Raw genomic sequence first — 23,312 nt, forward strand, 5'->3', positions numbered from 1 at the left:
TGCGCAGAACCCGCGCCTTGTAGAAATCGCGCGCACGCGCGCGTGCACGATGGCAGTCACGCCGATGTACGACGACGACGTCAAGTGAGATGAGGCGGCACGCGGGTTCCGTTACCCGGCCGATACGCGCACAGGTCACGACCGCTACGACATGTACCCGAATGCTATCGGATCGTGATGCTCAGATCTCCCTCAGATGTGATGACGCTGATCACGCGCGCTCACTACATTCCTCCGAAACCGAGGAGGACGGAGCCCGAGAGCGATGACCGAAGTATCGGCGGCCGAGGAAGACGTGGCCGCGACCGGCGAACTGGTCGTCCTGAGGAGCGTCAACAAGCACTTCGGCGCGTTGCACGTGCTCCAGGACATCGACCTGACGATCGCCCGCGGCGAGGTCGTCGTGGTGATCGGACCCTCCGGGTCCGGCAAGTCGACCCTGTGCCGCACCGTCAACCGCCTGGAGACCATCGACTCCGGGACGATCACGATCGACGGCAAGCCGCTGCCCCAGGAGGGCAAGGAGCTGGCCCGGCTGCGCGCCGACGTCGGCATGGTCTTCCAGTCCTTCAATCTGTTCGCGCACAAGACGGTGCTCGAGAACGTGATGCTCGGTCAGGTGAAGGTCCGCAAGGCGGACAAGAAGCAGGCCGAGGAGAAGGCCCGCACCCTGCTCGACCGCGTCGGCGTGGGCACCCAGGCCGACAAGTACCCCGCCCAGCTCTCCGGCGGCCAGCAGCAGCGCGTGGCGATCGCCCGGGCGCTGGCGATGGACCCGAAGGTCATGCTCTTCGACGAGCCGACCTCGGCCCTCGACCCCGAGATGATCAACGAGGTCCTCGAGGTCATGCAGCAGCTGGCCCGGGACGGCATGACGATGATCGTCGTCACCCACGAGATGGGCTTCGCGCGTTCGGCCGCGAACCGGGTGGTGTTCATGGCGGACGGCCGGATCGTCGAAGAGGCCACGCCCGAGCAGTTCTTCAGCAACCCGCGCAGCGACCGGGCCAAGGACTTCCTGTCGAAGATCCTCCACCACTGAGTCCCGGCAGGGCCCGCTTCCTTTCCACAGTCGTCTTCACCGAACGAGGGATGTTCAACATGCAGCTCCGCAAGGTCACCGCCGCCTCGGCCGCCGTGCTCGCGCTAGCCCTGTCCGCCACGGCGTGCGGCGGCAGCGACAAGAGCGACGACAGCTCCTCGGGCGGCGGCAAGATCAAGGTCGGCATCAAGTTCGACCAGCCCGGCCTCGGCCTCCAGGAGCCGGACGGCTCCTTCTCGGGCTTCGACGTGGACGTGGCGACGTACGTCGCCGGACAGCTCGGCTACAAGCCGAACCAGATCCAGTTCGTGCAGACCAAGAGCGCCGACCGCGAGAACGCGCTCGCGCGCGGTGACGTGAAGTTCATCGCGGCCACCTACTCGATCACCGACGAGCGCAAGCAGAAGGTGGACTTCGCCGGCCCGTACCTGCTGGCCCACCAGGACCTGCTGGTCAAGAAGGACTCGAAGATCACCAAGGGTGCCGACCTCAACGGCAACAACCTGTGTTCCGTGACCGGTTCGACCTCGGCGCAGAACATCCAGAAGACGATCGCCCCGAAGGCCAACCTCAAGGAGGTCAGCACCTACTCGGAGTGCATCGCCGGCCTGCAGAGCGGCTCCGTCGACGCCGTGACCACGGACGACTCGATCCTCGCGGGCTTCGCCGCGCAGGACAAGTACAAGGGCCAGTTCAAGCTCGCAGGCCTGAAGCTGAGCAACGAGAACTACGGCGTCGGCGTCAAGAAGGGCGACTCCGCCACCCTCGACAAGATCAACAAGGCGCTGGAGAAGATGGTCTCCGACGGCTCCTGGCAGAAGGCGGTCGACGCCAACTTCGGCCCCGCCGGCTACAAGAACGAGCCCGCCCCGAAGATCGGCGCGATCGTCCAGTAAGGCGCGGTTCCGCGGCGCCCCGCGGAACACCGCCGACGCGGGGTTCCGGCAGGCCGCACGGTTCCCCGGGCGCGCCGCCGCCACCGCTTCCCCTGGCGGCGGCGCGCGATGCCCTCCACCTATGCCACACACCCGGAAGCGCGGGAAATCGTGTTCGACTTTCTTCAAGGCTACGACGTCCTAGGGGCGTTCTGGACGACGGTGAAACTGACCGTCTTCTCCGCCGTGGGCTCGCTGGTCTGGGGCACCCTGCTGGCCGCGATGCGGGTCAGCCCGGTCCCTCTGATGCGCGGGTTCGGCACGGCCTACGTCAACATCGTCCGGAACATCCCCTTGACCGTCATCATCATCTTCACCTCGCTCGGTCTCGCCGACATCTTCGGCGTGACCCTCGGCGCCCACGACTTCGCGGTCCAGGGCTTCCGGCTGGCCGTGCTCGGTCTGGTCGCCTACACCGCGGCCTTCGTCTGCGAGGCGATCCGCTCCGGCATCAACACGGTGCCGGTCGGACAGGCCGAGGCGGCCCGCGCGATCGGCCTGAACTTCTCCCAGACGCTGCGTCTGATCGTGCTGCCGCAGGCCTTCCGCGCGGTGATCGGCCCGCTGGCCAACGTCCTGATCGCGCTGACCAAGAACACCACCGTGGCGGCCGCGATCAGCGTCGCCGAGGCCGCCGCCCTGATGAAGACGATGATCGAGAACGAGGCCCAGACGGTGGCCATCGGCGCCGTCTTCGCCTTCGGCTTCGTGGTCCTGACCCTCCCGACCGGCCTGTTCCTCGGCTGGCTCGCCAAGCGCCTGGCGGTGAAGCGATGAGTTCGGTTCTGTACGACGCCCCCGGGCCCCGCGCCAAACGGCGCAACGTCCTGCTCTCCGTCGTCTTCGTCCTGCTCCTCGCCCTCGCGCTGTGGTGGATCTGGCAGAAGATGGACGACAAGGGCCAGCTCAAGTGGGGTCTGTGGCAGCCGTTCACCACCTCCGAGGCGTGGACCACATATCTCCTGCCGGGCCTCGGCAACACCCTCAAGGCCGCGGCCCTCGCCATGGTCATCGCCCTGCCGCTGGGCGCGCTCTTCGGCATAGCCCGGATGTCCGACCACGCGTGGATACGCGTCCCGGCCGGCGCCGTCGTGGAGTTCTTCCGCGCGATCCCGGTCCTGCTGCTCATGCTGTTCGCCATGGAGTTCTACGTCCGCTCCACCGGCGTCGCCAGCGAGGACCGGCCGCTGTACGCGGTCGTGACCGGCCTGGTGCTCTACAACGCCTCGGTGCTCGCCGAGGTCGTCCGGGCCGGCATCCTGGCCCTGCCCAGGGGACAGACGGAGGCGGCCTACGCGATCGGTCTGCGCAAGGGGCAGACGATGGCCGGCATCCTGCTGCCGCAGGCGGTCACCGTGATGCTGCCGGCCATCGTCAGCCAGCTCGTGGTGATCGTCAAGGACACCGCGCTGGGCGGTGTGATGCTCCAGTTCACCGACCTGCTCAACGCGCGCGGCACCCTGGCCGCCAACTACGCCAACGTCATCCCGAGCTTCATCGTCGTAGCGATCGTCTTCATCCTGCTGAACCTGGCCCTCACCACGTTCGCGTCCTGGCTGGAGCGCCGACTGCGCCGCAGCACACGCGGCACCGGCGCCGTCCTGGGCGCCGAGGACGTCACCGAACTGAACGCGGCCGAGATCCCGGGCAGCTACGCCACCGGGGCGGGCGGGAACCTCCACTGACGTCGGGTCAACCCGCGCGACGCGCCCGGAGGCGGTGACCGTACGGTCACCGCCTCCGCCGTTTTCCCGTGCCCCACGGGGCCTGCGCGCCCGCCATGCTGACGTGTCCCCGGGTGCGCCGCTTGACCGGGTGCCGCCCAGTCTGTTGCATACGTTCTGTGATCGTGCACCCTGCTCCACCGACCTGTTCATCCGTCTCCGTCGGGACTCGCGTACGGGCAGGGGGCGTCGCGCCGTGGACCCGGTGATCATCGTAGGAGCGGGGCCCGTGGGGCTCACGCTGGCGCTGGCGCTCGCGCGCCAGGAGGTGCCCTCCGTCGTCCTGGACGAGGGGCCGGGCAAGGACGAGCCGCGGCCGGCGCGCACGGTGGTGCTGCGCGAGGACACCGCGGCCCTGCTGACACGGCTGTCCGGCGCCCCGCTGGACGAGCTGGGCACCCGCTGGACCGGGTGGCGCTCGATGCGCCGCAAGCAGGTGATGCGCGAGGTCGTCTTCGACGACGCCAGCGAGCCGTCTCCGCTGCACATCGCCCAGCACACGCTCACCCACGCGCTGCGCGCCGCCGTCGCCGCCCAGCCGCTGGTCGAGATCGCCACGGACAGCAGGCTCGACGACGTCGAGCAGGAACGCTCCGGCGTCACCGCGCACACCCGTGGCTCCAACGGCACGTGGTGGCGCGGCAGTTACCTGGTGGGCTGCGACGGCCCCCGCTCGACCGTCCGCAAGCTCCTGGACATCCGCTTCCCGGGCCGTACGGCGGTGGAACGGCACGCGGTCGCCGCCCTGCGCACGGAACTGCCCTGGCCCGGACAGGCGTTGCTGCACCGGACGCCGCCGTGGCGGATGTCCGGGCCCCCGGCCGCCGAGGTGACCGCCCGCCCTCTGCCGGACGGCGTCTGGCGCCTGGACTGGCTGCTGCCGCCCGGGAAGGATCTCGTCACCCCCGAGCTCCTGGTGAACCGGATCCGGGAGACCCTCGCGGGCTGGACGGACGGCACCACTCCGCCGTACGACCTGCTCGACACCGGGGTGCACACCGTCCACCACCGGCTCGCCCGCCGGTGGCGGGCGGGCCGGGTGTTCGTCGCCGGGGACGCGGCGCACCTCCTCGGCGCGTTCGGCACGCACGGGCTGGAGGAGGGCCTGCGCGACGTGGACAACCTCGCCTGGAAGCTGGCGCCGTCCTGGCACCACGGCCCGCACGAGGCCCTGCTGGACAGCTACCAGACCGAACGGCGCGCGGTGGTCGCCGCCCGGCTGCGCGCCGCCGACCAGGTGCTGCCGGTGCTGCGCGGCGGCGGCGGGCTGCGCGGCATGGTGCCCGGCACGGCCCGCGGGCACGACGCGCTCCTCACCGACGGTCACCTGGGGCACGGCCCGCTCGGTGCGCCGGGGACGTACGCCGGCTCGCCGCTCGCGCCCCGGCACCTGGAGCACGAGATCCCGGTGGACACCCCGCCGGGGGCACCCGTGACCGACGTCCGGGTCACCGCGGAGGACGGCACCTTCGTGCAGCTGCGCTCACGGCTCGGCCGCGGTGCGCTGCTCGTCGTCCTCATCGCGCCCGGCACGGGGGTGTGGGACCGCAAGCACTGGGTCTCCGCCGGTGTCATGCCGCGGCTCGCCGCGGCCGTGACCGCGCTGCCGCACCCCGCCGAGCTGCTGGTCGCCGAGGAGTACCCGGGCGCCCCGGCGCACTCCGTGCTGCTCGTGCGCCCCGACGGCCATCTGGTCACCGCCCTGAGCGGCGTCCGGCCGGCCGATCTGTACGCCGCGGCCGAGGCGACGCTCGGCGGCAAGGACCCGGAGAAGACGGAGGCGGAGCCGGAAACGGAGGCGGAAGCGGGGGCCGGATCCCGGGCCCGGTGACCATGCGGTCCACATGCTGACGGTGAGTTGACCCGTCCACACCGGCGTGGTGTACTCCGCAACGTGAACGACACCACTGTGCGCCTGTGGCGGAAGGTCCATGTCGACCTGGTCCGCTATGCGGGCTGCGTGTGTCTTCCGTCCTGCTGATTTCGCTTTCTCTCCCTCCTTCGCGGGGCGCCGTCGGCGCCCCCCTTCGGCGAATCTTCATCAGGAACGGTGCACGTGTCTGCCTCTCTCTCCACCCCGTCGTCCTCCGTCTCCCCGTCCGCCTCCGCGCCCGGCGCCGCGCCCACCCAGGCGGACCTCCTCGATTTCGTCCGCCGTACGGCCGCGGACACCGAGCTGATCTCCTCGCTCCCGCTCGACCCGGAGGGCCGCACCTGGGTGCGGCTCGAAGGTCCCGGCGGCAGCGAGGCCTGGCTGATCGGCTGGCCGCCCGGATCCGGCACCGGCTGGCACGACCACGCCGAGTCGGTCGGCGCCTTCCTCACCGCCGCGGGTGAGCTGCGGGAGAACTCGCTGGCCACCCGGCTGCCCACCGACGGCTGGAAGACCCTGGAACTCTCCGAGGACGTCGACCGGGAGCGCCGGCTGCCCGCCGGAAAGGGCCGCTCCTTCGGCCGCGACCACGTCCACGAGGTGCTCAACGAGTCCACCGAGCACCATGCGGTCTCCGTCCACGCCTACTACCCGCCGCTGCCGCGGATCCGCCGCTACAGCCGCAGCGGGCCGGTGCTGCGCCTGGAGCAGGTCGAGCGACCGGAGGACTGGCAGTGAGCGGCGCATCCGAACACCCCGTGGGCATCGACGAGTTGCTGGAGCGGGTCCGCGGCGGCTACCGGCGTGTGGCGGCGCGGGAGGCGTACGAGGCGGCGCGCTCCGGAGAGGCTCTGCTGGTCGACATCCGGTACGCGGCGCTGCGCGAGCAGGACGGCGTGATCCCGGGCGCCCTCGTCATAGAGCGCAACGAACTGGAGTGGCGCCTGGACCCCCAGGGCAGCCACAAGGTTCCCGAGGCCACCGGTCACGACCTCCAGGTCGTCGTGATCTGCAACGAGGGGTACGCGTCCAGCCTGGCCGCGGCCTCCCTGCACCAACTGGGCCTGCACCGGGCCACGGACCTGATCGGCGGCTTCCAGGCTTGGAAGGGCGCGGGACTGCCGGTCACTCCCTGACTCCCCCGCCGACGGCGCCCACGGCGGTGCCGACGGCCGGTGTGTCCGGTGCGGGATCCGGGACGGCCCCGGATCCGTCGGTCCGTCAGAAGTCCCCGCCCTCAGAGAAGTCCGTGTCCTCGCCCTCCTCCTCCAGGGCTCGCCGGACGACCCTGAGGGCCATGCCCTCGGGGTATCCCTTGCGGGCGAGCATGCCGGCGAGGCGGCGCAGGCGGCGGTCCCGGTCGAGGCCCCGGGTGGTACGGAGCTTGCGGGCGACGAGTTCGCGGGCCGTCTCCTCCTCCTGCTCGGAGTCGAGCTGCCCGACGGCCTCCTCGATGAGCGTCGAGTCGACCCCCTTGGTCCGCAGTTCCCGGGCGAGTGCGCGCCGGGCCAGCCCCCGGCCGTGATGGCGGGACTCCACCCAGGCGTCCGCGAACGCGCTGTCGTTGATCAGCCCGACCTCCTCGAACCGGGACAGCACCTCCTCGGCGACATCCTCGGGGATCTCCCGCTTGCGCAGGGCGTCCGCTAGCTGCTTCCGGGTGCGCGGGGTCCCGGTGAGCAGGCGCAGACAGATCGCCCGTGCCCGCTCAGCCGGGTCCGCCGGAGACTCCCCCTGCTCGGCCCTCGACGAGGAGGAGGAACCCCCGTCCTCACCCGACGGCTCCCCGAAGCCACGCCGGCGGCGCGTCCCGGGCCGCCGCGAGCCACGGCCGGGTGATCCGTGTCCGCGGGGCCCGTCCGGGCCGTCCTGCGTGCCGTTCCCGTACTCGTCGTACGGGTCGGGCGGGCCGTCGTCCTCGTACGCGCCGTCACGCCCGTACGAGCCGTCGCTTCCCGGTGCCGCACCCCCGTTCCGGCGCCGGCGCGGCACCGGCTGTCCCCCGTTGTCGTCCCCGTATCCGTCGCCGCCCGTGCCGTGGGCCGCGGAACCGTCCCCGGTGCCCCTCCCCCGTGGGGCACCGGGGGACGTGTACTCGTGGTCGGCCCAGTCGGTTCGTCGTGTCACGGCGTCAGCTCTTGGCGGTGGCGGCCTTGGGCTTGGTGACCTTGGCGGCGGCCGGGGCCGGCACCGTCTTCGCCGCGTCGTCCGTGGCCGCGGTGGCGACCGCCGCGTCCGCGCCCGGCTCGGCGGCGGGCTGCTCCGGGCGGACACCGACGCCCAGCTTCTCCTTGATCTTCTTCTCGATCTCGTTGGCGAGGTCGGGGTTGTCCTTGAGGAAGTTGCGGGCGTTCTCCTTGCCCTGGCCGAGCTGGTCGCCCTCGTACGTGTACCAGGCGCCGGCCTTGCGGACGAAGCCGTTCTCCACGCCCATGTCGATCAGGCCGCCCTCGCGGCTGATGCCCTGGCCGTAGAGGATGTCGAACTCGGCCTGCTTGAAGGGCGGGGCCACCTTGTTCTTGACGACCTTGACGCGAGTGCGGTTGCCGACCGCGTCCGTGCCGTCCTTCAGGGTCTCGATGCGGCGGATGTCGAGCCGCACCGAGGCGTAGAACTTCAGCGCGCGGCCACCGGTCGTGGTCTCCGGGGAGCCGAACATCACGCCGATCTTCTCGCGGAGCTGGTTGATGAAGATCGCGGTGGTCTTGGACTGGTTGAGCGCGCTGGTGATCTTCCGCAGCGCCTGGCTCATCAGGCGGGCCTGCAGGCCGACGTGGCTGTCGCCCATCTCGCCCTCGATCTCCGCACGCGGGACGAGCGCGGCGACGGAGTCGATGACGATGAGGTCGAGGGCGCCGGAGCGGACCAGCATGTCCACGATCTCCAGGGCCTGCTCGCCGTTGTCGGGCTGGGAGAGGATCAGGTTGTCGATGTCGACGCCGAGCTTCTGCGCGTACTCGGGGTCGAGGGCGTGCTCCGCGTCCACGAACGCGACCTGACCGCCCGCCTTCTGCGCGTTGGCCACGGCGTGCAGGGTCAGGGTCGTCTTGCCGGAGGACTCCGGCCCGTAGATCTCCACGACCCGGCCGCGCGGCAGGCCGCCGACGCCCAGGGCGACGTCGAGCGCGGTCGACCCGGTCGAGATGACCTCGATGGGCTCCTTCGTCCGGTCACCCATGCGCATGACCGCGCCCTTGCCGAACTGCCGTTCAATCTGTGCGAGAGCGGCTTCCAGAGCCTTCTCGCGGTCGGTACCTGCCATGGGTTCCACCCGGTTTGCTTGAGTCGATCGCTTCACGTCAAAGACGCTAACGCCTGCCACTGACAATGCGCCCCGACGCCGGTCCGACCTGTGGACAACTCGGGGACATACCCACCCGGACCACGTCGAACTGCCACTGCGGGTTCTCGCCGAGGACCTCGCCGGAGCTTCCATCAGAATGGATGTTCGAATTTCGTGTCAAGCGCACCACACGGCGCTCCCGCACATCTCCACCGGGGCGGCGGGGGCGCGGGACAGGGACGCGCGGCGGCCCCGGAACCGGGGCGTGCGCGGCACGTGTGCGGGAGCGCGCGGCACACCGGGGGCGGCGGTCCGGACCGGGCACCGCGCCTTGGCGACCCGTGCCCCCGAGAGGCGTTCACCCGATCGTGGCTTCCCGCATGCCGCTCCTGCCGGATGGCGATCCTCGAAGAGGCGGCCGGCGGACGGCGCCCCTGGGTGCCGTGGGTGGGAGAGCGCATGACACGTGAGACGGTACGACGCGGCCTGGACGAGCAGGCCGTCCTGCTGGCGGCGGGACTGGCCGATCTGGCGGTGAGCACGCTGGGCACCGCAGTCGGCACGGTGCGCGGACTGCTGCGCCGCTCGGACGCCGGCGCGCTGGCGGCGGAGGCCGAGCACGACCTGACCGCCCGCGGACGCCTGGTGCTTGACCGCTTCGCCACCGCTCCCGCGGCCCATCTGGAGATCCTCGCCCGGCACGCCCTGGCCCGGCGGACCGACGACGATGACTGACCGGTGGGATCCGACCGCCTTCAAGGAACGCGTCGACGAGGTGCTGCACCGGTTCGTCGCCCAGGAGGCCGACCTGTTCGCGGCGATCGATCCGCTCCTGGGCCCGGTGGCCGGGCAGCTGGAGGCGGCGGTCGCGGACGGCAAGCGGCTGCGGGCGGCGTTCTGCTACTGGGGCTGGCGGGCGGCGGGCCAGCCGGACAGTGACGCTCTGGTGCGGGCCGCGGCCTCCATGGAGCTGGTGCACGCCGCCGCCGTCGTGCACGACGACCTCATCGACGACAGCCCGCTGCGGCACGGACGCCCCACGGCACATGTCGCCCTGCGGACCGCCGTGTCCGCTCGCCCGTGCGCCGACGGAACGGCCCGGTCGCTGGCGATGCTGGTGGGCGATCTGCTGATGTCGCTGGCCGGGCAGCTGTTCGCGACCTGCGGCCTGCCCGCCGCCTACCTCGCCCGGGGCCGCCCCCTCTGGTCGCTGCTGGCCCGGGAGCTGATCGCGGGCGAGTGCCTGGAGATCCTGCGCACCGGCACCGGTCCGGACACCGCCGCCTCGCTGAAGGTGATCCGCTACAAGACCGCCAAGTACACCGTGGAGCAGCCCCTGCTGATCGGCGGCGCCCTGGCCGGGGCCGGGGAGCGGCTGCGGGCCGGGTACTCCGCGTACGGGCTGCCGCTGGGCGAGGCGTTCCAGCTCCGCGACGACCTGCTCGGCCTGTTCGGGGAGACGGAGCGCACCGGCAAGGCCAACGCCGACGACGTCCGCGGCCACCGGCCCACCGCGCTGCTCGCGGAGACCTGGCGGCTGGCCCGCGCCGAGGACCGGGAACGGCTCGGCGCGCTTCTCGGCCGACCCGATCTGGGCGCGGAGGGCTTGGACGCGGTCCGCGAGGTGATGTGCCGGCTCGGGGCGCCCGACCGGATCGAGCACATGATCGGCACACGGGTCGTGGAAGCGCTCGACGCCCTCGGCGCACTGGCCGTGCCTGCCCCCGCCGCCGGCGCCCTGACCGCGCTGGCCCGCTCCGCGGCGGTCCGCGTGTCCTGATCCCCGTCCGTGTCCTGACCCCCGTCCACGGCCCGCGGAACACGCGCCCCCGTGAGAACGACGTGACCCGTGAAGACAAGGAGCCCTGCGTGACCCACACCGAGGCATCGTCGGACACCCTGCGGCAGGCCGGTGACGAACTGGCCGACGCCACGGTCGCCGCACTCTTCGAGCGCGGGGAGGTGGGCACGTTCAACACCCTGATGCGCTACGTCTCCACGGCCGGCGCCCCGCTGCCTGACGGGCTGCCCGACGTCGCCCGCGCGTACCTGGAGGCCACCCGGACGCCGCCGTCGTGGGTGGACTGGGGCGAGATGGAGAAGGCACGGCTCTTCTTCATCGACAACAACGTGCACATCGCGACCGCGCTCTCCTTCGCCGCCATGCCCGCCTGCTACCTCGTCCCGCGCGTGGCCAAGCTGCTGTCGGCCACCCACGGGCTCGCGTACCCCTCGAAGCGCATGGCGGAGACCGGCCAGTTCACCGTCCATCTGATGCAGCCCGACGCCTTCGAGGCCGGCGGCCGTTTCGTGCCCGCCGCCCAGAAGGTGCGCCTGCTGCACGCCTCGATCCGGCACCACCTCGAGCGCGAGAACCGGTGGGACACCGAGGCACTGGGGACGCCGATCTGCCAGGAGGACATGATCGGCGGGCAGATGTTCTTCTCCCTGCTGGTCCTCGACAGCCTGCACCGGCTGGGCGTCCATCTGTCCACGGAGGGCGCGGAAGCGTACTACTACGCGTGGCGGGTGGTCGGCGCCATGCTCGGCGTCGACCAGGAGGCCGTGCCCAAGACCCTCGACGAGGCCCGCGCCTTCCTCGACCGGTACATGATCCGCAACATGGGTCCCTCGGCCGAGGGCGCCCACCTGACCCGGCAACTCGTCGAGCTCTACCAGGAGGTCGTCCCCGGCACCTTCTTCGACCCGATCGTCCCGGCCCTCGTCCGCCACCTCGTCGGCGACACCTGCGCGGACTGGCTGGAGGTGCCGCGCACCTCGTGGGACACCGTGGCGAAGGCCGTGCCGCACCTCCTGGGCGTCCTGGAGACCATCGAGGACCGCTCCCCGCTGGGCGCCTGGGCCCTGGACCACATCGGCCGCCTGACCACCGTCTTCGAACTGTCCTCGCTCACCCGAGGCCGCGTCATGCACTACGCCATCCCCGAGCACCTCAAGAAGGACTACGGCGTCCAGGGCGCCGTGCCCCGCACCCGGCGGTGGACCCCGCCGGCCGCCACGGTCACCTGACCGTCCGCCCGCGCGCCGCCACGCGTACTCCCCACGGCGTACGGCGGGTGCCTTCGGCCGGACGACGACCGTGCGGACGGCTCCCGGGAGGCTTTCCGCATGTCGTCGTCCCTGAAGACCCCGCCCCGCGATCGACCGGTGAGCCGGCTGCGCGGAGTCCGCCCCGCCGAGCGTCTCTGTCATGCCACCGGGTCGGTCCTCGTCCTGTCCGGGCTCGCGCACCTGGTGGTGTTCGCCGTCGACGGCGGCCCCTGGTACGGCCCGGTGTCCTGGCGCAAGCCGGTCACGTTCGGGCTGTCCTTCGGGCTGACACTGATGGCGGTCACCTGGGTCACCTCGTACCTGAGGACCGGGGAGCGGCTGCGGACCGTGCTGCTGGTGGTGTTCGCCGCCGACTGCGTGGTGGAGGTGGGCGGGATCACCCTGCAGGCGTGGCGCCGGGTGCCCTCGCACCTCGACATGGAGACGCCGTTCGACACGGCGGTGTCGATGACGCTCGCGGTGGGCGGCGGCGTGCTGGTGGTGCTGCTCACGGTCTTCGCCGTGGCGTCGTTCCGGCGGCGGCCCGCCGGTCCCGAGGGCATGGCGCTCGCCGTGCGCTCCGGGTTCGCGATGCTGCTCGTGGCGCTGGTCTCGGGAGCCGCGATGATCGCGCGCGGTGTGGTGCTCGTGAGGACCGGGCACCAGGAGGCGGCGTACGACTCGACGGCCCCGCTGAAGCCGCTGCACGGGGTCAGCCTGCACGCGGTGCTGGTCCTGCCCGCGCTGGCCTGGTCGCTGTCCCGTACCTCCTGGAGCGGACGGGTCCGGTGGCGGATCGTGGCCACGGCGGTGGGGTGCTACGCGGCCGCCGTGGCCGCCGCCGGGGTGTGGGCGGTGCTCGCCTACTGAGGCCCGCGGCCGTCAGGCCGGTCCTTCGCCCGACTCCCCGGCCGGCCGCTGCCAGATCAGCCGCCGTACGCGCGTGCGCAGCCCGGGACCGCCCGTGCCGCGCCGGGCGTACCCGTGCACCCGGGGGTCGTCCGTGACGTCGTACCGCTTCACGTAGGCGCCGAGGAACGCCTGGAGCGTGGCGACCGCCGGGATGGCGATCAGCGCGCCGACCGCGCCGAGCAGCGCGGTGCCCGCGATGACCGAACCGAAGGCGACCGCCGGATGGATGTCGACGGACTTCGAGGTCAGCTTGGGCTGGAGCATGTAGTTCTCGAACTGCTGGTAGATCACGACGAAGACCAGCACCCACACCGCGTACAGCGGGTTGACGGTGAACGCGATCAGCATCGGCAGCGCGCCCGCGAGATAGGTGCCGATGGTGGGGATGAACTGCGAGACCAGGCCCACCCAGACACCGAGCACGGGCGCGTAGGGCACGCCCAGGGCCTCCAGCAGGATGTAGTGGGCGATGCCGGAGATCAGCGCCATCACACCGCGCGAGTACAGGTAGCCGCCGGTCTTGTCGACGGCGATCTCCCAGGCCCGCAGCACCTCGGCCTGGCGGGCGGGCGGCAGGACCGAGCACAGGGTGCGGCGCAGCCGTGGGCCGTCGGCGGCGAAGTAGAAGGCGAACAGGGTGATCGTCAGCAGCTGGAAGAGGCCGCCGAGCACCTGTCCGGAGACGTCGAGCACACCGGCCGCGCTGTTCTGCGCGTACTTGCGCAGCCAGTCGGAGTGCAGCAGTCCCTCCTGGACGTCGACCCGCTTCACGTCGGTGTGGAAGGTGTGGTTGACCCAGTTGATGACCGAGTCCAGGTAGTCCGGGAAGTCTTCGACGATCTTGATGATCTGGCCGGCCAGCATGGAGCCGAGCAGCGTGACGAATCCCGCCGTGGCGATGGCCAGGCCGAGGAAGACCAGGAAGGTCGCGAACCCGCGGCGCATGTTGCGGGCGGCCATCCAGCTCACCGCGGGCTCTATGGCGAGCGCCAGGAAGAACGCGATGAGGATGTTGATCAGCAGGCCGGTGAGCTGGTGGAAGGCCCAGCTGCCGAGCTGGAAGGCGGCGATCAGGGCGAGCGCCAGGATCATGGCGCGCGGCAGCCAGCGCGGCATGCGGGCGCCGCGCGGCGCGGCGCCGGCGGCCGGCGTTCCGGCGGGCGGCGTCGTGTCGGCCGGGGATGCGTCCAGGGCGGTGCGCCCGTCGTCGTCAGTGGGTGCCACGGTGCAAGTCTCGCCGACGCCACTGACAACGCGTGACCCGCGTCCGATCTCCGTGCACGTTCAGCGCTGCTCCCCGGGAACGTTCATGACCGCGCAGACCACGCGCCACACTTCCTTGGCCTCCCAGCCGTCGTCCAGCGCCTCGTGCACCGTACGCCCGCCGAGCTCCGTCATCACATGATCGCGCGCGAAGGTGTCGGCGTACCCGGAACCGAAGTGTTCCGCCATCCGCTCCCAGAAGACCGTCAACCGCATGACATCAGTATCCCGCCCCTGAGAGTGGGCCCTGCCCGGGACCGCTTGCCGAGACCGCTTTCCGGCCTACGGTCTGACCCATGGCCGACACCGGAGCTTCCCCACTCCCCCCCACGCCCCCGGCGCACTCCCCGCTCTTCCGCGCCGAACAGTTCATGTGGCTCACCGCGCGCGTGCTGGAGCAGCGCCTCTTCGCGTACCACTTCCTGAACGGCAGCGCCGATCCCGTGGAGACGGCGCTGGACGCCTACCGCAACGAGGACGGCGGCTACGGTCACGCGCTGGAGCCCGATCTGCGCGGCCCGGTGAGCCAGCCGCTGCACACCGGGCACGCGCTGGCCGTCCTGGACGCCCTCGGGCGGTGCGGCGGGCAGCGGGTGGAGCGGGTGTGCCGCTACCTGACGTCCGTCTCCAGGGCGGACGGGGCGCTGCCGGCGATCCGTCCGAGCCAGCGCGGCTACCCGGCCGCCCCGTTCGTCCCGATCACCGACGACCCGCCCAGCGAGCTGCTGGCCACCGGGCCGGTGGTGGGGCTGCTGCACCGCAACGAGGTCTGGCACGCCTGGCTGTTCCGGGCCACCGACTTCTGCTGGGAGGCCGTCGACTCGCTGGAGAAGTCGCACCCCTACGAGGTCGAGGCCGCCGTCGCCTTCCTGGACGCGGTGCCCGACCGGGCCCGCGCGGAGGCGGCCGCCGACCGGCTGGGCCGCCTGGTGCGCGAGCACCGGCTGGCCGCGCTGGACCCCGGGGACCTGGACGCGTACCCGGTGGCACCCGGCTACGCGCCGGGCGAGCACCACTTCCCGCACGACTTCGCGCGGTCCCCGCACTCGCTGGCACGCGCGTGGTTCACCGACGAGGAGATGACCCGGTCGCTCGACCACCTCGCCGGCGAGCAGGAGGACGACGGCGGCTGGCCGGTCCGCTGGCTGCGGTGGACGCCCGCCGCCACCCTGGAGTCCCGCCCCCGGGTGACGATCGAGGCGCTGCGCACGCTCAGGGCGTACGGCCGCTTCGTGGGATGACGCACGCGCGCGTGCTCAGCCCGCCAGGGCCCGCACCCCCGCCGTCACCAGCACGGCCGCGCCGACGACGACCAGGAAGGGCGCGCGCAGTACGAGCGCCACGGCGGCCGCCCCGAGCCCCGCGGCCCGGGCGTCCAGGACGAGTGCGTGAGCGTCGGCGAAGGTCTGCTGCGCCGTGAGCGCGGCGAGCAGGGCCACCGGCAGCAGGGCGGCGAGCCGCCGCACCACCGGCCGCTCCAGGACGTCAGCGGGCACCAGCAGGCCGGCGAGCTTCACGGCGTAGCAGCCGAGGACGGTCGCGCCGATCGCGATCCAGGCGTTCAACGGGGCTCCTCGGGAGCGTCGTCACGGGTACGGCCGGACCGGCGGCCGGAGACGTACAGGGCGACCGGTGCCGCCAGCGCGGCGGCCAGGACCGGCACCCCGGCGGGCAGCACGGGCAGCAGGCCGAGGCCCAGCAGCACCGCGAGGGCGGCGACCGCGCGGTCGGTCGTGGTCTTGAGCATGGGGGCGAGCAGCGCCAGGAAGACGGCGGGTCCGGCCGCGTCCAGGCCCCAGGCGTCGGTGTCGCCGACGGCCTTGGCACCGAGCGCGCCGAGCAGGGTGGTGAGGTTCCACAGCAGGTAGAGGCTGAGACCGGTGACGGTGAAGCCGATCCGTGCGGCGCGCCGGGTCGGCTGGGCGAGCGTCACCGCGGTGGTCTCGTCGATCACCCACTGGGCGGCCAGCGGCCGGAGCGCGCGCGGAAGGGCCAGCACCTGCGACAGGCGCAGCCCGTAGAACGCGTTGCGGATCCCCAGGAAGAAGGCGCCGGCCGCCGCGGTGAGCGGGTTGCCGCCGGCCGCGAGCGCCCCGACCAGCGCGAACTGGGAGGCTCCGGTGAACACCAGGAGGCTGAGCGCGCAGGTCTGGAGCAGGCCGAGGCCGCTGCCCGCCGAGGTCACCCCGAAGGCGAATCCGGAGAGTCCCACGGCGACGCCGACTCCCAAGGCGTCCCGGACGACGGCGGAGTCCGGTTTCGGTTCGTTCCCGTCGCGTATGTCTGCGCGTGCTGTCTGCTGTGCCACGCGCAGGACGTTACGGACCGCTCTCGTGCGCGTCTTGTACGTTCTTGCGCCCGGCCCGACGGTGTCCGGATCCGCGTTCGCGCTGGTAGGCGCCCGGCGGGACGCCGACGATCCGGGCGAAGTGGCGGTTGAGGTGCGGCTGGTCGGTGAAGCCGACGGCGACGGCCGCCGCCGCGGGTGCGGTGCCCGCGTCCAGCAGCAGCCGGGCCCGGCGCACCCGGGCGTCGGTCAGCCAGGTGTGCGGGGGCATGCCGTAGGCGTCGCGGAACGCCCGGAGCAGGGCGAAGGGGCTGGTGCCGAGGTCGGTGGCGAGCCGTTCCAGGGTCGGCGGCTCGGCCATTCGCTCCTCCAGCACGGCACGCGCGCGGGCGGCGAGCAGGGTGCCCGCGGTGCGGACCGGGCGCGGCGGCAGCGGGCCGCCGTTCGAGCGCAGCAGCCGGGTCACCACGGCCCGCAGCAGGGTGTCGGCGGCGAGTGCGTTGCCCTCGTCGGCGGCGCGCAGCACCCGGTGCACCAGCGCGACGGAGTGCGGGTCGTCGAGCACGGGGCTGACGAAGCCGGGGGTGCCGCGGAGGGAGGTGGTCTCCGCGGCGATCGCCGCCACCAGGTCGGGGGACGGGTAGACCGCCCCGTACCGCCAGCCCTCGGGGACCCCGGCCCGGCCGGTGTGCGGGGTGTCGGGGTTGACGAGCGCGAGCGCCCCGGCACCGACCGTCACGTCGGAGCCGCGGTGCCGGAACACCTCGACCCCGTCGGCGATCGCGGCGATCACGAAGTGCTCGTGGGTGTGCCGGACGAAAGTTTTCCGGACATACCGGGCGCGCAGCAGGTCGACGTCGGGCAGCGCCTCGTACCGCCAGTGCCGTGCCCGTTCCCCGATTCCCGCCATCCGGCCATTGTCCACCCTGCCCGACACCGTTTGCACTCTCGTTTTCGCAGGTCAGGGCTATTGTCAGTGACCGGGTGCAGGATAGACGCATGGCGAAATCCGCACACCGGGCCCTCGACGGCTTCTCCCCCGCGACCCGCGGCTGGTTCACGGGGGCGTTCTCCGCGCCCACCGCGGCCCAGGCCGGCGCGTGGCAGGCCATCGGTGCGGGCTCGGACGTGCTGGTGGTCGCCCCGACCGGCTCGGGCAAGACCCTGGCCGCCTTCCTCGCCGCCCTGGACCAGCTGGCCTCGGCCCCGCCCCCGGCCGACCCGAGGAAGCGCTGCCGGGTGCTGTACGTGTCGCCGCTGAAGGCCCTCGCGGTCGACGTCGAGCGGAACCTGCGCAGTCCGCTGACCGGTATCCGCCAGGAGTCCGTGCGCCTCGGCCTGCCCGAGCCGGAGATCAAGGTCGGCATCCGCTCCGGCGACACCCCGCCCGCCGAGCGCCGCGCCCTGGCCACCCGCCCGCCGGACATCCTGATCACCACCCCGGAGTCCCTGTTCCTGATGCTGACGTCGGCCACGCGCGACGCGCTGACCGGCATCGAGACCGTGATCCTGGACGAGGTGCACGCGGTCGCCGGCACCAAGCGCGGCGCGCACCTCGCGCTCTCCCTGGAGCGGCTGGACGAGCTGCTGCCGAAGCCGGCCCGCCGCATCGGCCTGTCGGCGACGGTCCGCCCGGTGGACGAGGTGGCCCGCTACCTCTCGCCCGGCCGCAAGGTGGAGATCGTCCAGCCGGAGTCGGGCAAGGAGTTCGACCTCTCCGTCGTCGTGCCCGTGGAGGACATGGGCGAGCTGGGCGGCTCCCCGGCGACCGAAGCCAAGGAGGGCGGGGACCGGCCGTCGATCTGGCCGCACGTGGAGGAGCGGATCGCCGACCTCGTGCAGGCCCACCGATCGACGATCGTGTTCGCCAACTCGCGCCGGCTCGCGGAGCGGCTGTGCAACCGGCTCAACGAGATCGCCTACGAGCGCGTGACCGGCGAGCCGCTGGACGAGCACCACTCCCCCGCCGAGCTGATGGGCGGCTCCGGCGCCGCCCAGGGCGCACCGCCGGTCATCGCCCGCGCCCACCACGGCTCGGTCTCCAAGGAGCAGCGCGCCTTGGTGGAGGAGGACCTGAAGGCCGGCCGGCTGCCCGCCGTGGTGGCCACCTCCAGCCTCGAACTGGGCATCGACATGGGCGCGGTGGACCTGGTCGTCCAGGTCGAGTCCCCGCCCTCGGTCGCCTCCGGTCTGCAGCGCGTCGGCCGGGCCGGACACCAGGTCGGCGCGGTCTCCACCGGCGTCGTCTTCCCCAAGTACCGCGGCGACCTGGTGCAGGCGGCCGTGGTCACCGAGCGGATGCGCACCGGAGCCATCGAGTCGCTGCGAGTGCCGGCCAACCCCCTCGACGTGCTGGCGCAGCAACTGGTCGCGATGACGTCGATGGACACCTGGCAGGTCGACGACCTGCTCGCCATGGTCCGCCGGGCGGCCCCGTTCGCCGCGCTCCCGGAGTCGGCGTTCACCGCGGTCCTCGACATGCTCGCGGGCCGCTATCCGTCGGACGCGTTCGCGGAGCTGCGCCCGCGCGTGGTGTGGGACCGGGTCGCGGGCACGATCACCGGCCGTCCCGGCGCCCAGCGGCTCGCCGTCACCTCCGGCGGCACCATCCCCGACCGCGGTCTCTTCGGGGTCTTCCTCGTGGGCTCCGACCCGAAGAAGGGCGGCGGCCGGGTCGGCGAGCTGGACGAGGAGATGGTGTACGAGTCCCGGGTGGGTGACGTCTTCACCCTGGGCACCAGCTCCTGGCGCATCGAGGACATCACCCGCGACCGCGTCCTGGTCTCCCCGGCCCCGGGGGTGCCGGGCCGGCTGCCCTTCTGGAAGGGCGACCAGCTGGGCCGCCCGCTCGAACTGGGCCGCGCGGTGGGCGCGTTCCTGCGCGAGGTCGGCTCGCTGCCCAAGGACGACGCCCGGCTGCGCCTGCTCGCGGCGGGCCTGGACGCCTGGGCGGTGGACAACGTGCTGTCGTACCTGGACGAGCAGCGCGAGGCCTGCGGTCACGTGCCCGACGACCGGACGATCGTCGTGGAGCGCTTCCGTGACGAACTGGGCGACTGGCGGGTCGTGGTCCACTCCCCCTTCGGCGCCCAGGTGCACGCCCCGTGGGCGCTGGCCCTCGGGGCCCGGCTGTCCGAGCGGTACGGCATGGACGCCCAGGTGATGCACGCCGACGACGGCATCGTGCTGCGGCTGCCGGACGCCGACCTGATGGGCCTGGACCTGCTCGACCAGGCGCCCGGCAAGGTCGGCACCGAGTACGACGCGGACCAGGCGCCGATCGGTGCGGCGGACGTCGCCTTCGACAAGAGCGAGGTCGAACAGGTCGTCACCGACCAGGTCGGCGGTTCGGCCCTGTTCGCCTCCCGCTTCCGCGAGTGCGCGGCCCGCGCGCTGCTGCTGCCGCGCCGCAACCCGGGCAAGCGCACGCCGCTGTGGCAGCAGCGTCAGCGCGCCGCCCAGCTGCTCCAGGTGGCGAGCGAGTTCGGGTCCTTCCCGATCGTCCTGGAGGCGGTCCGCGAGTGCCTCCAGGACGTCTTCGACGTGCCCGGTCTGGTCGAGCTGATGGGCGACCTGGAATCCCGCAGGGTCCGCCTGGTCGAGGTCACCACCCCCGAGCCGTCCCCGTTCGCCCGCTCGCTCCTGTTCGGCTACGTCGCGCAGTTCCTCTACGAGGGCGACTCGCCGCTCGCCGAGCGGCGCGCCGCCGCGCTCTCCCTGGACTCCCGGCTGCTGTCCGAGCTGCTGGGCCAGGCGGAGCTGCGCGAACTGCTCGACGCGGACGTGCTGAGCGAGCTGGAGGCGGAACTCCAGTGGCGTACCGAGGAACGCCGGGTCAAGGATCCCGAGGGCGTCGCCGACCTGCTGCGGCTGCTCGGGCCGCTCACGGACGCCGAGCTGGCCGAGCGCGGCGCGGACCCGCGGTGGGCCGAGGAGCTGGCGGCGGCCCGCCGGGCGATCAGGGTCCGGATCTCCGGTGTCGATCACTGGGCGGCGATCGAGGACGCGGGCCGGCTGCGTGACGCCCTCGGCACCGCCCTGCCCGTCGGTGTCCCCGAGGCGTTCACCGAGCCGGTGAAGGACCCGCTCGGCGACCTCCTCGCCCGGTACGCGCGCACCCACGGCCCGTTCACCTCGGCCACCGCCGCCGCCCGCTTCGGCCTCGGAGTGGCGGTGACGGAGGGCGCGTTGCAGCGGCTCGCCGCGGGCGGGCGGGTGGTGCAGGGCGAGTTCCATCCGGCGGGCATGGGCCAGGAGTGGTGCGACGCCGCCGTGCTGCGCAGGCTGCGCCGCCGTTCGCTGGCCGCGCTCCGGCACGAGCTGGAGCCGGTGGCGCCCGCCGCGCTCGCCCAGTTCCTGCCTCAGTGGCAGCACATCGGCAAGGGACACGGGCTGCGCGGCATCGACGGACTGGTGCGCGCCGTCGAGCAGCTGCAGGGCGCCTCCGTCCCGGCGTCGGCCCTGGAGAAGCTGGTCCTGCCGTCCCGCGTGACGGGCTACACGCCCGCGATGCTCGACGAACTCACCGCGGCCGGGGAGATCGTGTGGGCCGGTGCGGGCGCCCTGCCGGGCAAGGACGGCTGGGTGTCGCTGTATCTGGCGGACGCGGCACCGCTGCTCCTGCCGCCGCCGCATCCGCTGGAGCTGACGGCTCTCCACCAGTCCGTCCTCGACGCCCTCTCCGGCGGCTACGGCCTGTTCTTCCGGCAGATCGCCGACCAGGTCCGCGCCACCACGCATCCCGCTGCCACCGATCCCCAACTGGCCGACGCGGTCTGGGACCTGGCCTGGTCCGGCCGGCTCACCAACGACACCCTGACTCCGATGCGCTCCCTGCTGGGCTCGGGCCGCACCGTGGGCGCCACCGCCCACCGGGCCAAACGGACCGTCCCGCGCGGCCGCTACGGCTCGCTGACCGCCGCCGCCCGCACCGCCTCGCGCACCGGCCCGCCGACCGTCGCGGGCCGCTGGTCCCTGCTCCCGCAGCGCGAGCCGGACACCACCGTGCGCGCCCACGCCCTGGCCCGCACGCTGCTCGACCGGCACGGCGTGGTCACCCGGGGAGCGGTCGCGGCCGAGGGCGTGGAGGGCGGCTTCTCCGCGGTGTACCGCATCCTGTCGGTGTTCGAGGAGAGCGGGCAGGCCCGCCGGGGCTATGTGGTGGAGGGGCTCGGCGCGGCCCAGTTCGCGATGGACGGCGCGGTGGACCGGCTGCGCGCCGTCTCCAACGCCCGTGATCGCGGCGACGCGCTCCCGGGCACCGCCTTCGGTGTCGGCGCCCCGGCCGGTGCGGCGCGCTTCGCGCACGGCGCCACGGTAGCCTCCGACGGCTCGGGCGGCTACGGCGGCGAGACACCCCTCGGCCCCTTCGACGAGAGCGACCTCCCGGTCCTGGACGGCGACTTCACCTGGCCCCCGGAGCCCGCCGCCCCCGGCGACTACGTCTCCCCCAGGGATCTCGCCCCCGCCGACCCCTTCGCCGCCCCCGGCTACGGCGGCCCACGCGGCGGCAGCTCCGCCAACCCCTACGCCTACGGCAACCACCGCGCCCGTACCCCCGCCGCACCCGACCCCAGAGCGGTGGTCCTCGCCGCCGCCGACCCCGCCAACGCCTACGGCGCCGCCCTGCCCTGGCCCGAGCCGCCGACCGGTGCCGGGCACAAGCCGGGCCGCAAGGCGGGCTCCCTGGTCGTCTTGGTCGACGGCGAGCTGACCCTCTACATGGAGCGCGGCGGCAAGACCCTGCTGGCCTGGCCCGCCGCCCCGGACACGGACGCCGGTGACGATCCGCGCCTGCGTACCGCCGCCGAGGCCCTCGCCGCCGCCGCGCGTGCCGGCAGCCTCGGCACGGTGACGGTCGAGCGGGTCAACGGCGCCGCGGCCCTGACCTCACCGCTGGGCGCCCTGCTGGAGGCAGCCGGCTTCATCGCGACCCCGCGCGGCCTGCGCCTGCGGGCCTGAACCGTCAGGAGCGGACCATCAGGACCACGGACACCGCTGACACCGGTGACGGCGCGCCCCCCATGCGCCGCTCGCGCCGTCGCCGCTCCCGGCACGCATCGCGTACTCCCGTGTCACCCTTGACCCATGCCCGAAGGTGACACGGTCTGGCAGGCCGCGCGGCGCCTGCACGACGCACTGGCCGGCAAGGTGCTGACCCTGAGCGACTTCCGGGTGCCCCAGTACGCCCTCGTCGACCTCGTCGGCCGCACCGTGCTCGGCACCAGCGCGCGCGGCAAGCACCTGCTCACCCGCTTCGACGGCGGCCTGACCCTGCACTCGCATCTGCGGATGGAGGGCGCCTGGAAGATCTTCGGGAGCGGCGAACGCTGGCGGGGCGGTCCCTCCCACCAGATCAGGGCCGTCCTCGGCACCGCCGACCGCACGGCCGTCGGCTACCGGCTGCCGGTCCTTGAGTTCCTGCGCACCGGCGAGGAGGAACAGGCCGTCGGCCACCTCGGTCCCGACCTGCTGGGCCCCGACTGGGATCCCGGCCGGGCCCTCGACAACCTGCTCGCCGACCCCGCCCGGCAGCTCGGCGAGGCCCTGCTGGACCAGCGCAACCTCGCCGGCATCGGCAATGTCTACAAGAGCGAGATCTGCTTCCTGATCGGCGCGACCCCCTGGCTCCCGGTCGGCGCGCTCCCCGCCGACCGCGCCGCGCAGCTCCCCGGACTGGCCCAGCGGCTCCTGGAGGCCAACCGCGACCGCCCGGTCCGCCGCACCACGGGCCTGCGCGGCCAGGACCTGTTCGTCTACGGCCGCGCGCGGCTCCCCTGCACGCGCTGCCGCACCCCGATCCGGGTGGCCGACCAGGGCGACGGCTCCCGCGAGCGCCCCACCTACTGGTGCCCGGCCTGCCAGACCGGCCCCGCCCCCGCCCCGGGCGCCCACCGCACCGTGAGAAACCGTCCCCGCGCCACCAATTGACGGACCGTCAGA

Annotated in this window: 22 protein-coding genes; 15 read left to right on the forward strand and 7 right to left on the reverse strand. The window is 72.9% G+C overall.

The features are described from left to right. The first annotated feature begins 265 nt into the window (after nt 1–265). The 8 genes from ACIRQ9_RS30115 to ACIRQ9_RS30150 all read left to right on the forward strand — a co-directional run bounded on the left by ACIRQ9_RS30115 (nt 266) and on the right by ACIRQ9_RS30150 (nt 6,710). Complete coding sequence (locus ACIRQ9_RS30115) at nt 266–1,042, forward strand: amino acid ABC transporter ATP-binding protein (RefSeq protein WP_404180305.1); 777 nt, start codon at nt 266–268, stop codon at nt 1,040–1,042. A gap of 59 nt (nt 1,043–1,101) precedes the next feature. Continuing rightward, complete coding sequence (locus ACIRQ9_RS30120; protein WP_404180308.1) at nt 1,102–1,938, forward strand: glutamate ABC transporter substrate-binding protein; 837 nt, start codon at nt 1,102–1,104, stop codon at nt 1,936–1,938. Nucleotides 1,939–2,088: 150 nt separating this feature from the next. Continuing rightward, nucleotides 2,089–2,754, forward strand: a complete 666-nt coding sequence (locus tag ACIRQ9_RS30125; protein WP_404180311.1) for an amino acid ABC transporter permease — start codon at nt 2,089–2,091, stop codon at nt 2,752–2,754. Further along, nucleotides 2,751–3,662, forward strand: coding sequence for an amino acid ABC transporter permease (locus ACIRQ9_RS30130; RefSeq protein WP_404180314.1), 912 nt, complete (start codon nt 2,751–2,753; stop codon nt 3,660–3,662). The genes ACIRQ9_RS30125 and ACIRQ9_RS30130 overlap by 4 nt, the downstream gene beginning before the upstream one ends. Nucleotides 3,663–3,897: 235 nt before the next feature. After that, entirely contained in the window at nt 3,898–5,532 is a 1,635-nt protein-coding gene (locus ACIRQ9_RS30135; protein WP_404180317.1) for an FAD-dependent monooxygenase, read from the forward strand. A gap of 78 nt (nt 5,533–5,610) precedes the next feature. Beyond that, nucleotides 5,611–5,682, forward strand: coding sequence for a putative leader peptide (locus ACIRQ9_RS30140; RefSeq protein ID WP_311737274.1), 72 nt, complete (start codon nt 5,611–5,613; stop codon nt 5,680–5,682). A gap of 75 nt (nt 5,683–5,757) precedes the next feature. Beyond that, nucleotides 5,758–6,312 carry a cysteine dioxygenase gene (locus ACIRQ9_RS30145; protein WP_404180320.1) on the forward strand — a complete coding sequence of 185 codons (555 nt, stop codon included), beginning with the start codon at nt 5,758–5,760 and terminating at the stop codon, nt 6,310–6,312. Continuing rightward, nucleotides 6,309–6,710, forward strand: coding sequence for a rhodanese-like domain-containing protein (locus tag ACIRQ9_RS30150; protein ID WP_404180323.1), 402 nt, complete (start codon nt 6,309–6,311; stop codon nt 6,708–6,710). Before ACIRQ9_RS30145 ends, ACIRQ9_RS30150 begins: the two co-directional genes overlap by 4 nt. An 85-nt stretch (nt 6,711–6,795) precedes the next feature. Here the strand turns inward: ACIRQ9_RS30150 and recX are convergent, their stop codons facing one another. Together recX and recA are read right to left on the reverse strand one after the other, a co-directional pair. Then, nucleotides 6,796–7,701 (reverse strand): recombination regulator RecX, encoded by a 906-nt coding sequence (recX, locus tag ACIRQ9_RS30155; RefSeq protein ID WP_404180326.1) that lies wholly within the window; start codon nt 7,699–7,701, stop codon nt 6,796–6,798. Nucleotides 7,702–7,705: 4 nt separating this feature from the next. Beyond that, complete coding sequence (gene recA / locus ACIRQ9_RS30160; protein WP_365288584.1) at nt 7,706–8,836, reverse strand: recombinase RecA; 1,131 nt, start codon at nt 8,834–8,836, stop codon at nt 7,706–7,708. A 480-nt stretch (nt 8,837–9,316) separates the two neighbouring features. Here recA and ACIRQ9_RS30165 point away from each other — a divergent pair, with 480 nt between their 5' ends. From ACIRQ9_RS30165 to ACIRQ9_RS30180, 4 genes are all read left to right on the forward strand, one after another. Beyond that, the gene (locus ACIRQ9_RS30165; RefSeq protein ID WP_404180329.1) at nt 9,317–9,592 is read left to right on the forward strand and encodes a polyprenyl synthetase; all 276 of its coding nucleotides are present in this window, start codon (nt 9,317–9,319) and stop codon (nt 9,590–9,592) included. Then, nucleotides 9,585–10,637, forward strand: coding sequence for a polyprenyl synthetase family protein (locus ACIRQ9_RS30170; RefSeq protein WP_404180332.1), 1,053 nt, complete (start codon nt 9,585–9,587; stop codon nt 10,635–10,637). The genes ACIRQ9_RS30165 and ACIRQ9_RS30170 overlap by 8 nt, the downstream gene beginning before the upstream one ends. 89 nt (nt 10,638–10,726) lie before the next feature. Further along, nucleotides 10,727–11,887, forward strand: a complete 1,161-nt coding sequence (locus ACIRQ9_RS30175; RefSeq protein ID WP_404180335.1) for an oxygenase MpaB family protein — start codon at nt 10,727–10,729, stop codon at nt 11,885–11,887. A 99-nt stretch (nt 11,888–11,986) separates the two neighbouring features. Then, nucleotides 11,987–12,778 carry a hypothetical protein gene (locus ACIRQ9_RS30180; RefSeq protein ID WP_404180338.1) on the forward strand — a complete coding sequence of 264 codons (792 nt, stop codon included), beginning with the start codon at nt 11,987–11,989 and terminating at the stop codon, nt 12,776–12,778. A gap of 12 nt (nt 12,779–12,790) precedes the next feature. Here ACIRQ9_RS30180 and ACIRQ9_RS30185 read toward each other — a convergent pair whose 3' ends face one another. Continuing rightward, nucleotides 12,791–14,044, reverse strand: coding sequence for an AI-2E family transporter (locus ACIRQ9_RS30185; protein WP_404180341.1), 1,254 nt, complete (start codon nt 14,042–14,044; stop codon nt 12,791–12,793). Between the two features lie 60 nt (nt 14,045–14,104). Further along, nucleotides 14,105–14,299 carry a DUF3046 domain-containing protein gene (locus ACIRQ9_RS30190; protein WP_404180344.1) on the reverse strand — a complete coding sequence of 65 codons (195 nt, stop codon included), beginning with the start codon at nt 14,297–14,299 and terminating at the stop codon, nt 14,105–14,107. A gap of 80 nt (nt 14,300–14,379) precedes the next feature. Here ACIRQ9_RS30190 and ACIRQ9_RS30195 point away from each other — a divergent pair, with 80 nt between their 5' ends. Further along, nucleotides 14,380–15,324: a hypothetical protein gene (locus ACIRQ9_RS30195; RefSeq protein ID WP_404180347.1), complete on the forward strand. Its 945-nt coding sequence runs from the start codon at nt 14,380–14,382 to the stop codon at nt 15,322–15,324. Nucleotides 15,325–15,339: 15 nt separating this feature from the next. Here ACIRQ9_RS30195 and ACIRQ9_RS30200 read toward each other — a convergent pair whose 3' ends face one another. From ACIRQ9_RS30200 to ACIRQ9_RS30210, 3 genes are read right to left on the reverse strand one after another with little or no spacing between them, the layout of a single operon-like run. Beyond that, nucleotides 15,340–15,648 (reverse strand): AzlD domain-containing protein, encoded by a 309-nt coding sequence (locus ACIRQ9_RS30200; RefSeq protein WP_404180350.1) that lies wholly within the window; start codon nt 15,646–15,648, stop codon nt 15,340–15,342. Beyond that, complete coding sequence (locus ACIRQ9_RS30205) at nt 15,645–16,391, reverse strand: AzlC family ABC transporter permease (RefSeq protein WP_404180353.1); 747 nt, start codon at nt 16,389–16,391, stop codon at nt 15,645–15,647. The genes ACIRQ9_RS30200 and ACIRQ9_RS30205 overlap by 4 nt, the downstream gene beginning before the upstream one ends. A gap of 10 nt (nt 16,392–16,401) precedes the next feature. Then, nucleotides 16,402–17,280 (reverse strand): AraC family ligand binding domain-containing protein, encoded by an 879-nt coding sequence (locus ACIRQ9_RS30210; RefSeq protein ID WP_404180356.1) that lies wholly within the window; start codon nt 17,278–17,280, stop codon nt 16,402–16,404. Nucleotides 17,281–17,369: 89 nt separating this feature from the next. On the opposite strand from ACIRQ9_RS30210, the gene ACIRQ9_RS30215 reads away from it, so the two are divergent. Both ACIRQ9_RS30215 and ACIRQ9_RS30220 read left to right on the forward strand, forming a co-directional pair. Continuing rightward, nucleotides 17,370–22,331, forward strand: coding sequence for an ATP-dependent helicase (locus tag ACIRQ9_RS30215; RefSeq protein WP_404180359.1), 4,962 nt, complete (start codon nt 17,370–17,372; stop codon nt 22,329–22,331). A gap of 126 nt (nt 22,332–22,457) precedes the next feature. Then, on the forward strand, nt 22,458–23,300 hold the full coding sequence (locus ACIRQ9_RS30220; protein ID WP_404180362.1) for an Fpg/Nei family DNA glycosylase: 843 nt from the start codon (nt 22,458–22,460) through the stop codon (nt 23,298–23,300). The last annotated feature ends 12 nt before the right edge of the window (nt 23,301–23,312 follow it).

The organism is Streptomyces sp. NPDC101237, from assembly GCF_044767465.1.
In the GTDB taxonomy this organism is placed as follows: domain Bacteria; phylum Actinomycetota; class Actinomycetes; order Streptomycetales; family Streptomycetaceae; genus Streptomyces; species Streptomyces gramineus.

Bases quoted from the DNA above. Each gene is read 5' to 3' on its own strand.
- ACIRQ9_RS30170 (WP_404180332.1), top strand. From the start codon at position 9,585: ATGACTGACCGGTGGGATCCGACCGCCTTCAAGGAACGCGTCGACGAG.
- ACIRQ9_RS30130 (WP_404180314.1), top strand. From the start codon at position 2,751: ATGAGTTCGGTTCTGTACGACGCCCCCGGGCCCCGCGCCAAACGGCGC.
- ACIRQ9_RS30210 (WP_404180356.1), bottom strand. From the start codon at position 17,280: ATGGCGGGAATCGGGGAACGGGCACGGCACTGGCGGTACGAGGCGCTG.
- ACIRQ9_RS30220 (WP_404180362.1), top strand. From the start codon at position 22,458: ATGCCCGAAGGTGACACGGTCTGGCAGGCCGCGCGGCGCCTGCACGAC.
- recA (WP_365288584.1), bottom strand. From the start codon at position 8,836: ATGGCAGGTACCGACCGCGAGAAGGCTCTGGAAGCCGCTCTCGCACAG.
- ACIRQ9_RS30190 (WP_404180344.1), bottom strand. From the start codon at position 14,299: ATGCGGTTGACGGTCTTCTGGGAGCGGATGGCGGAACACTTCGGTTCC.
- ACIRQ9_RS30120 (WP_404180308.1), top strand. From the start codon at position 1,102: ATGCAGCTCCGCAAGGTCACCGCCGCCTCGGCCGCCGTGCTCGCGCTA.
- ACIRQ9_RS30180 (WP_404180338.1), top strand. From the start codon at position 11,987: ATGTCGTCGTCCCTGAAGACCCCGCCCCGCGATCGACCGGTGAGCCGG.
- ACIRQ9_RS30215 (WP_404180359.1), top strand. From the start codon at position 17,370: ATGGCGAAATCCGCACACCGGGCCCTCGACGGCTTCTCCCCCGCGACC.
- ACIRQ9_RS30165 (WP_404180329.1), top strand. From the start codon at position 9,317: ATGACACGTGAGACGGTACGACGCGGCCTGGACGAGCAGGCCGTCCTG.
- ACIRQ9_RS30195 (WP_404180347.1), top strand. From the start codon at position 14,380: ATGGCCGACACCGGAGCTTCCCCACTCCCCCCCACGCCCCCGGCGCAC.
- ACIRQ9_RS30115 (WP_404180305.1), top strand. From the start codon at position 266: ATGACCGAAGTATCGGCGGCCGAGGAAGACGTGGCCGCGACCGGCGAA.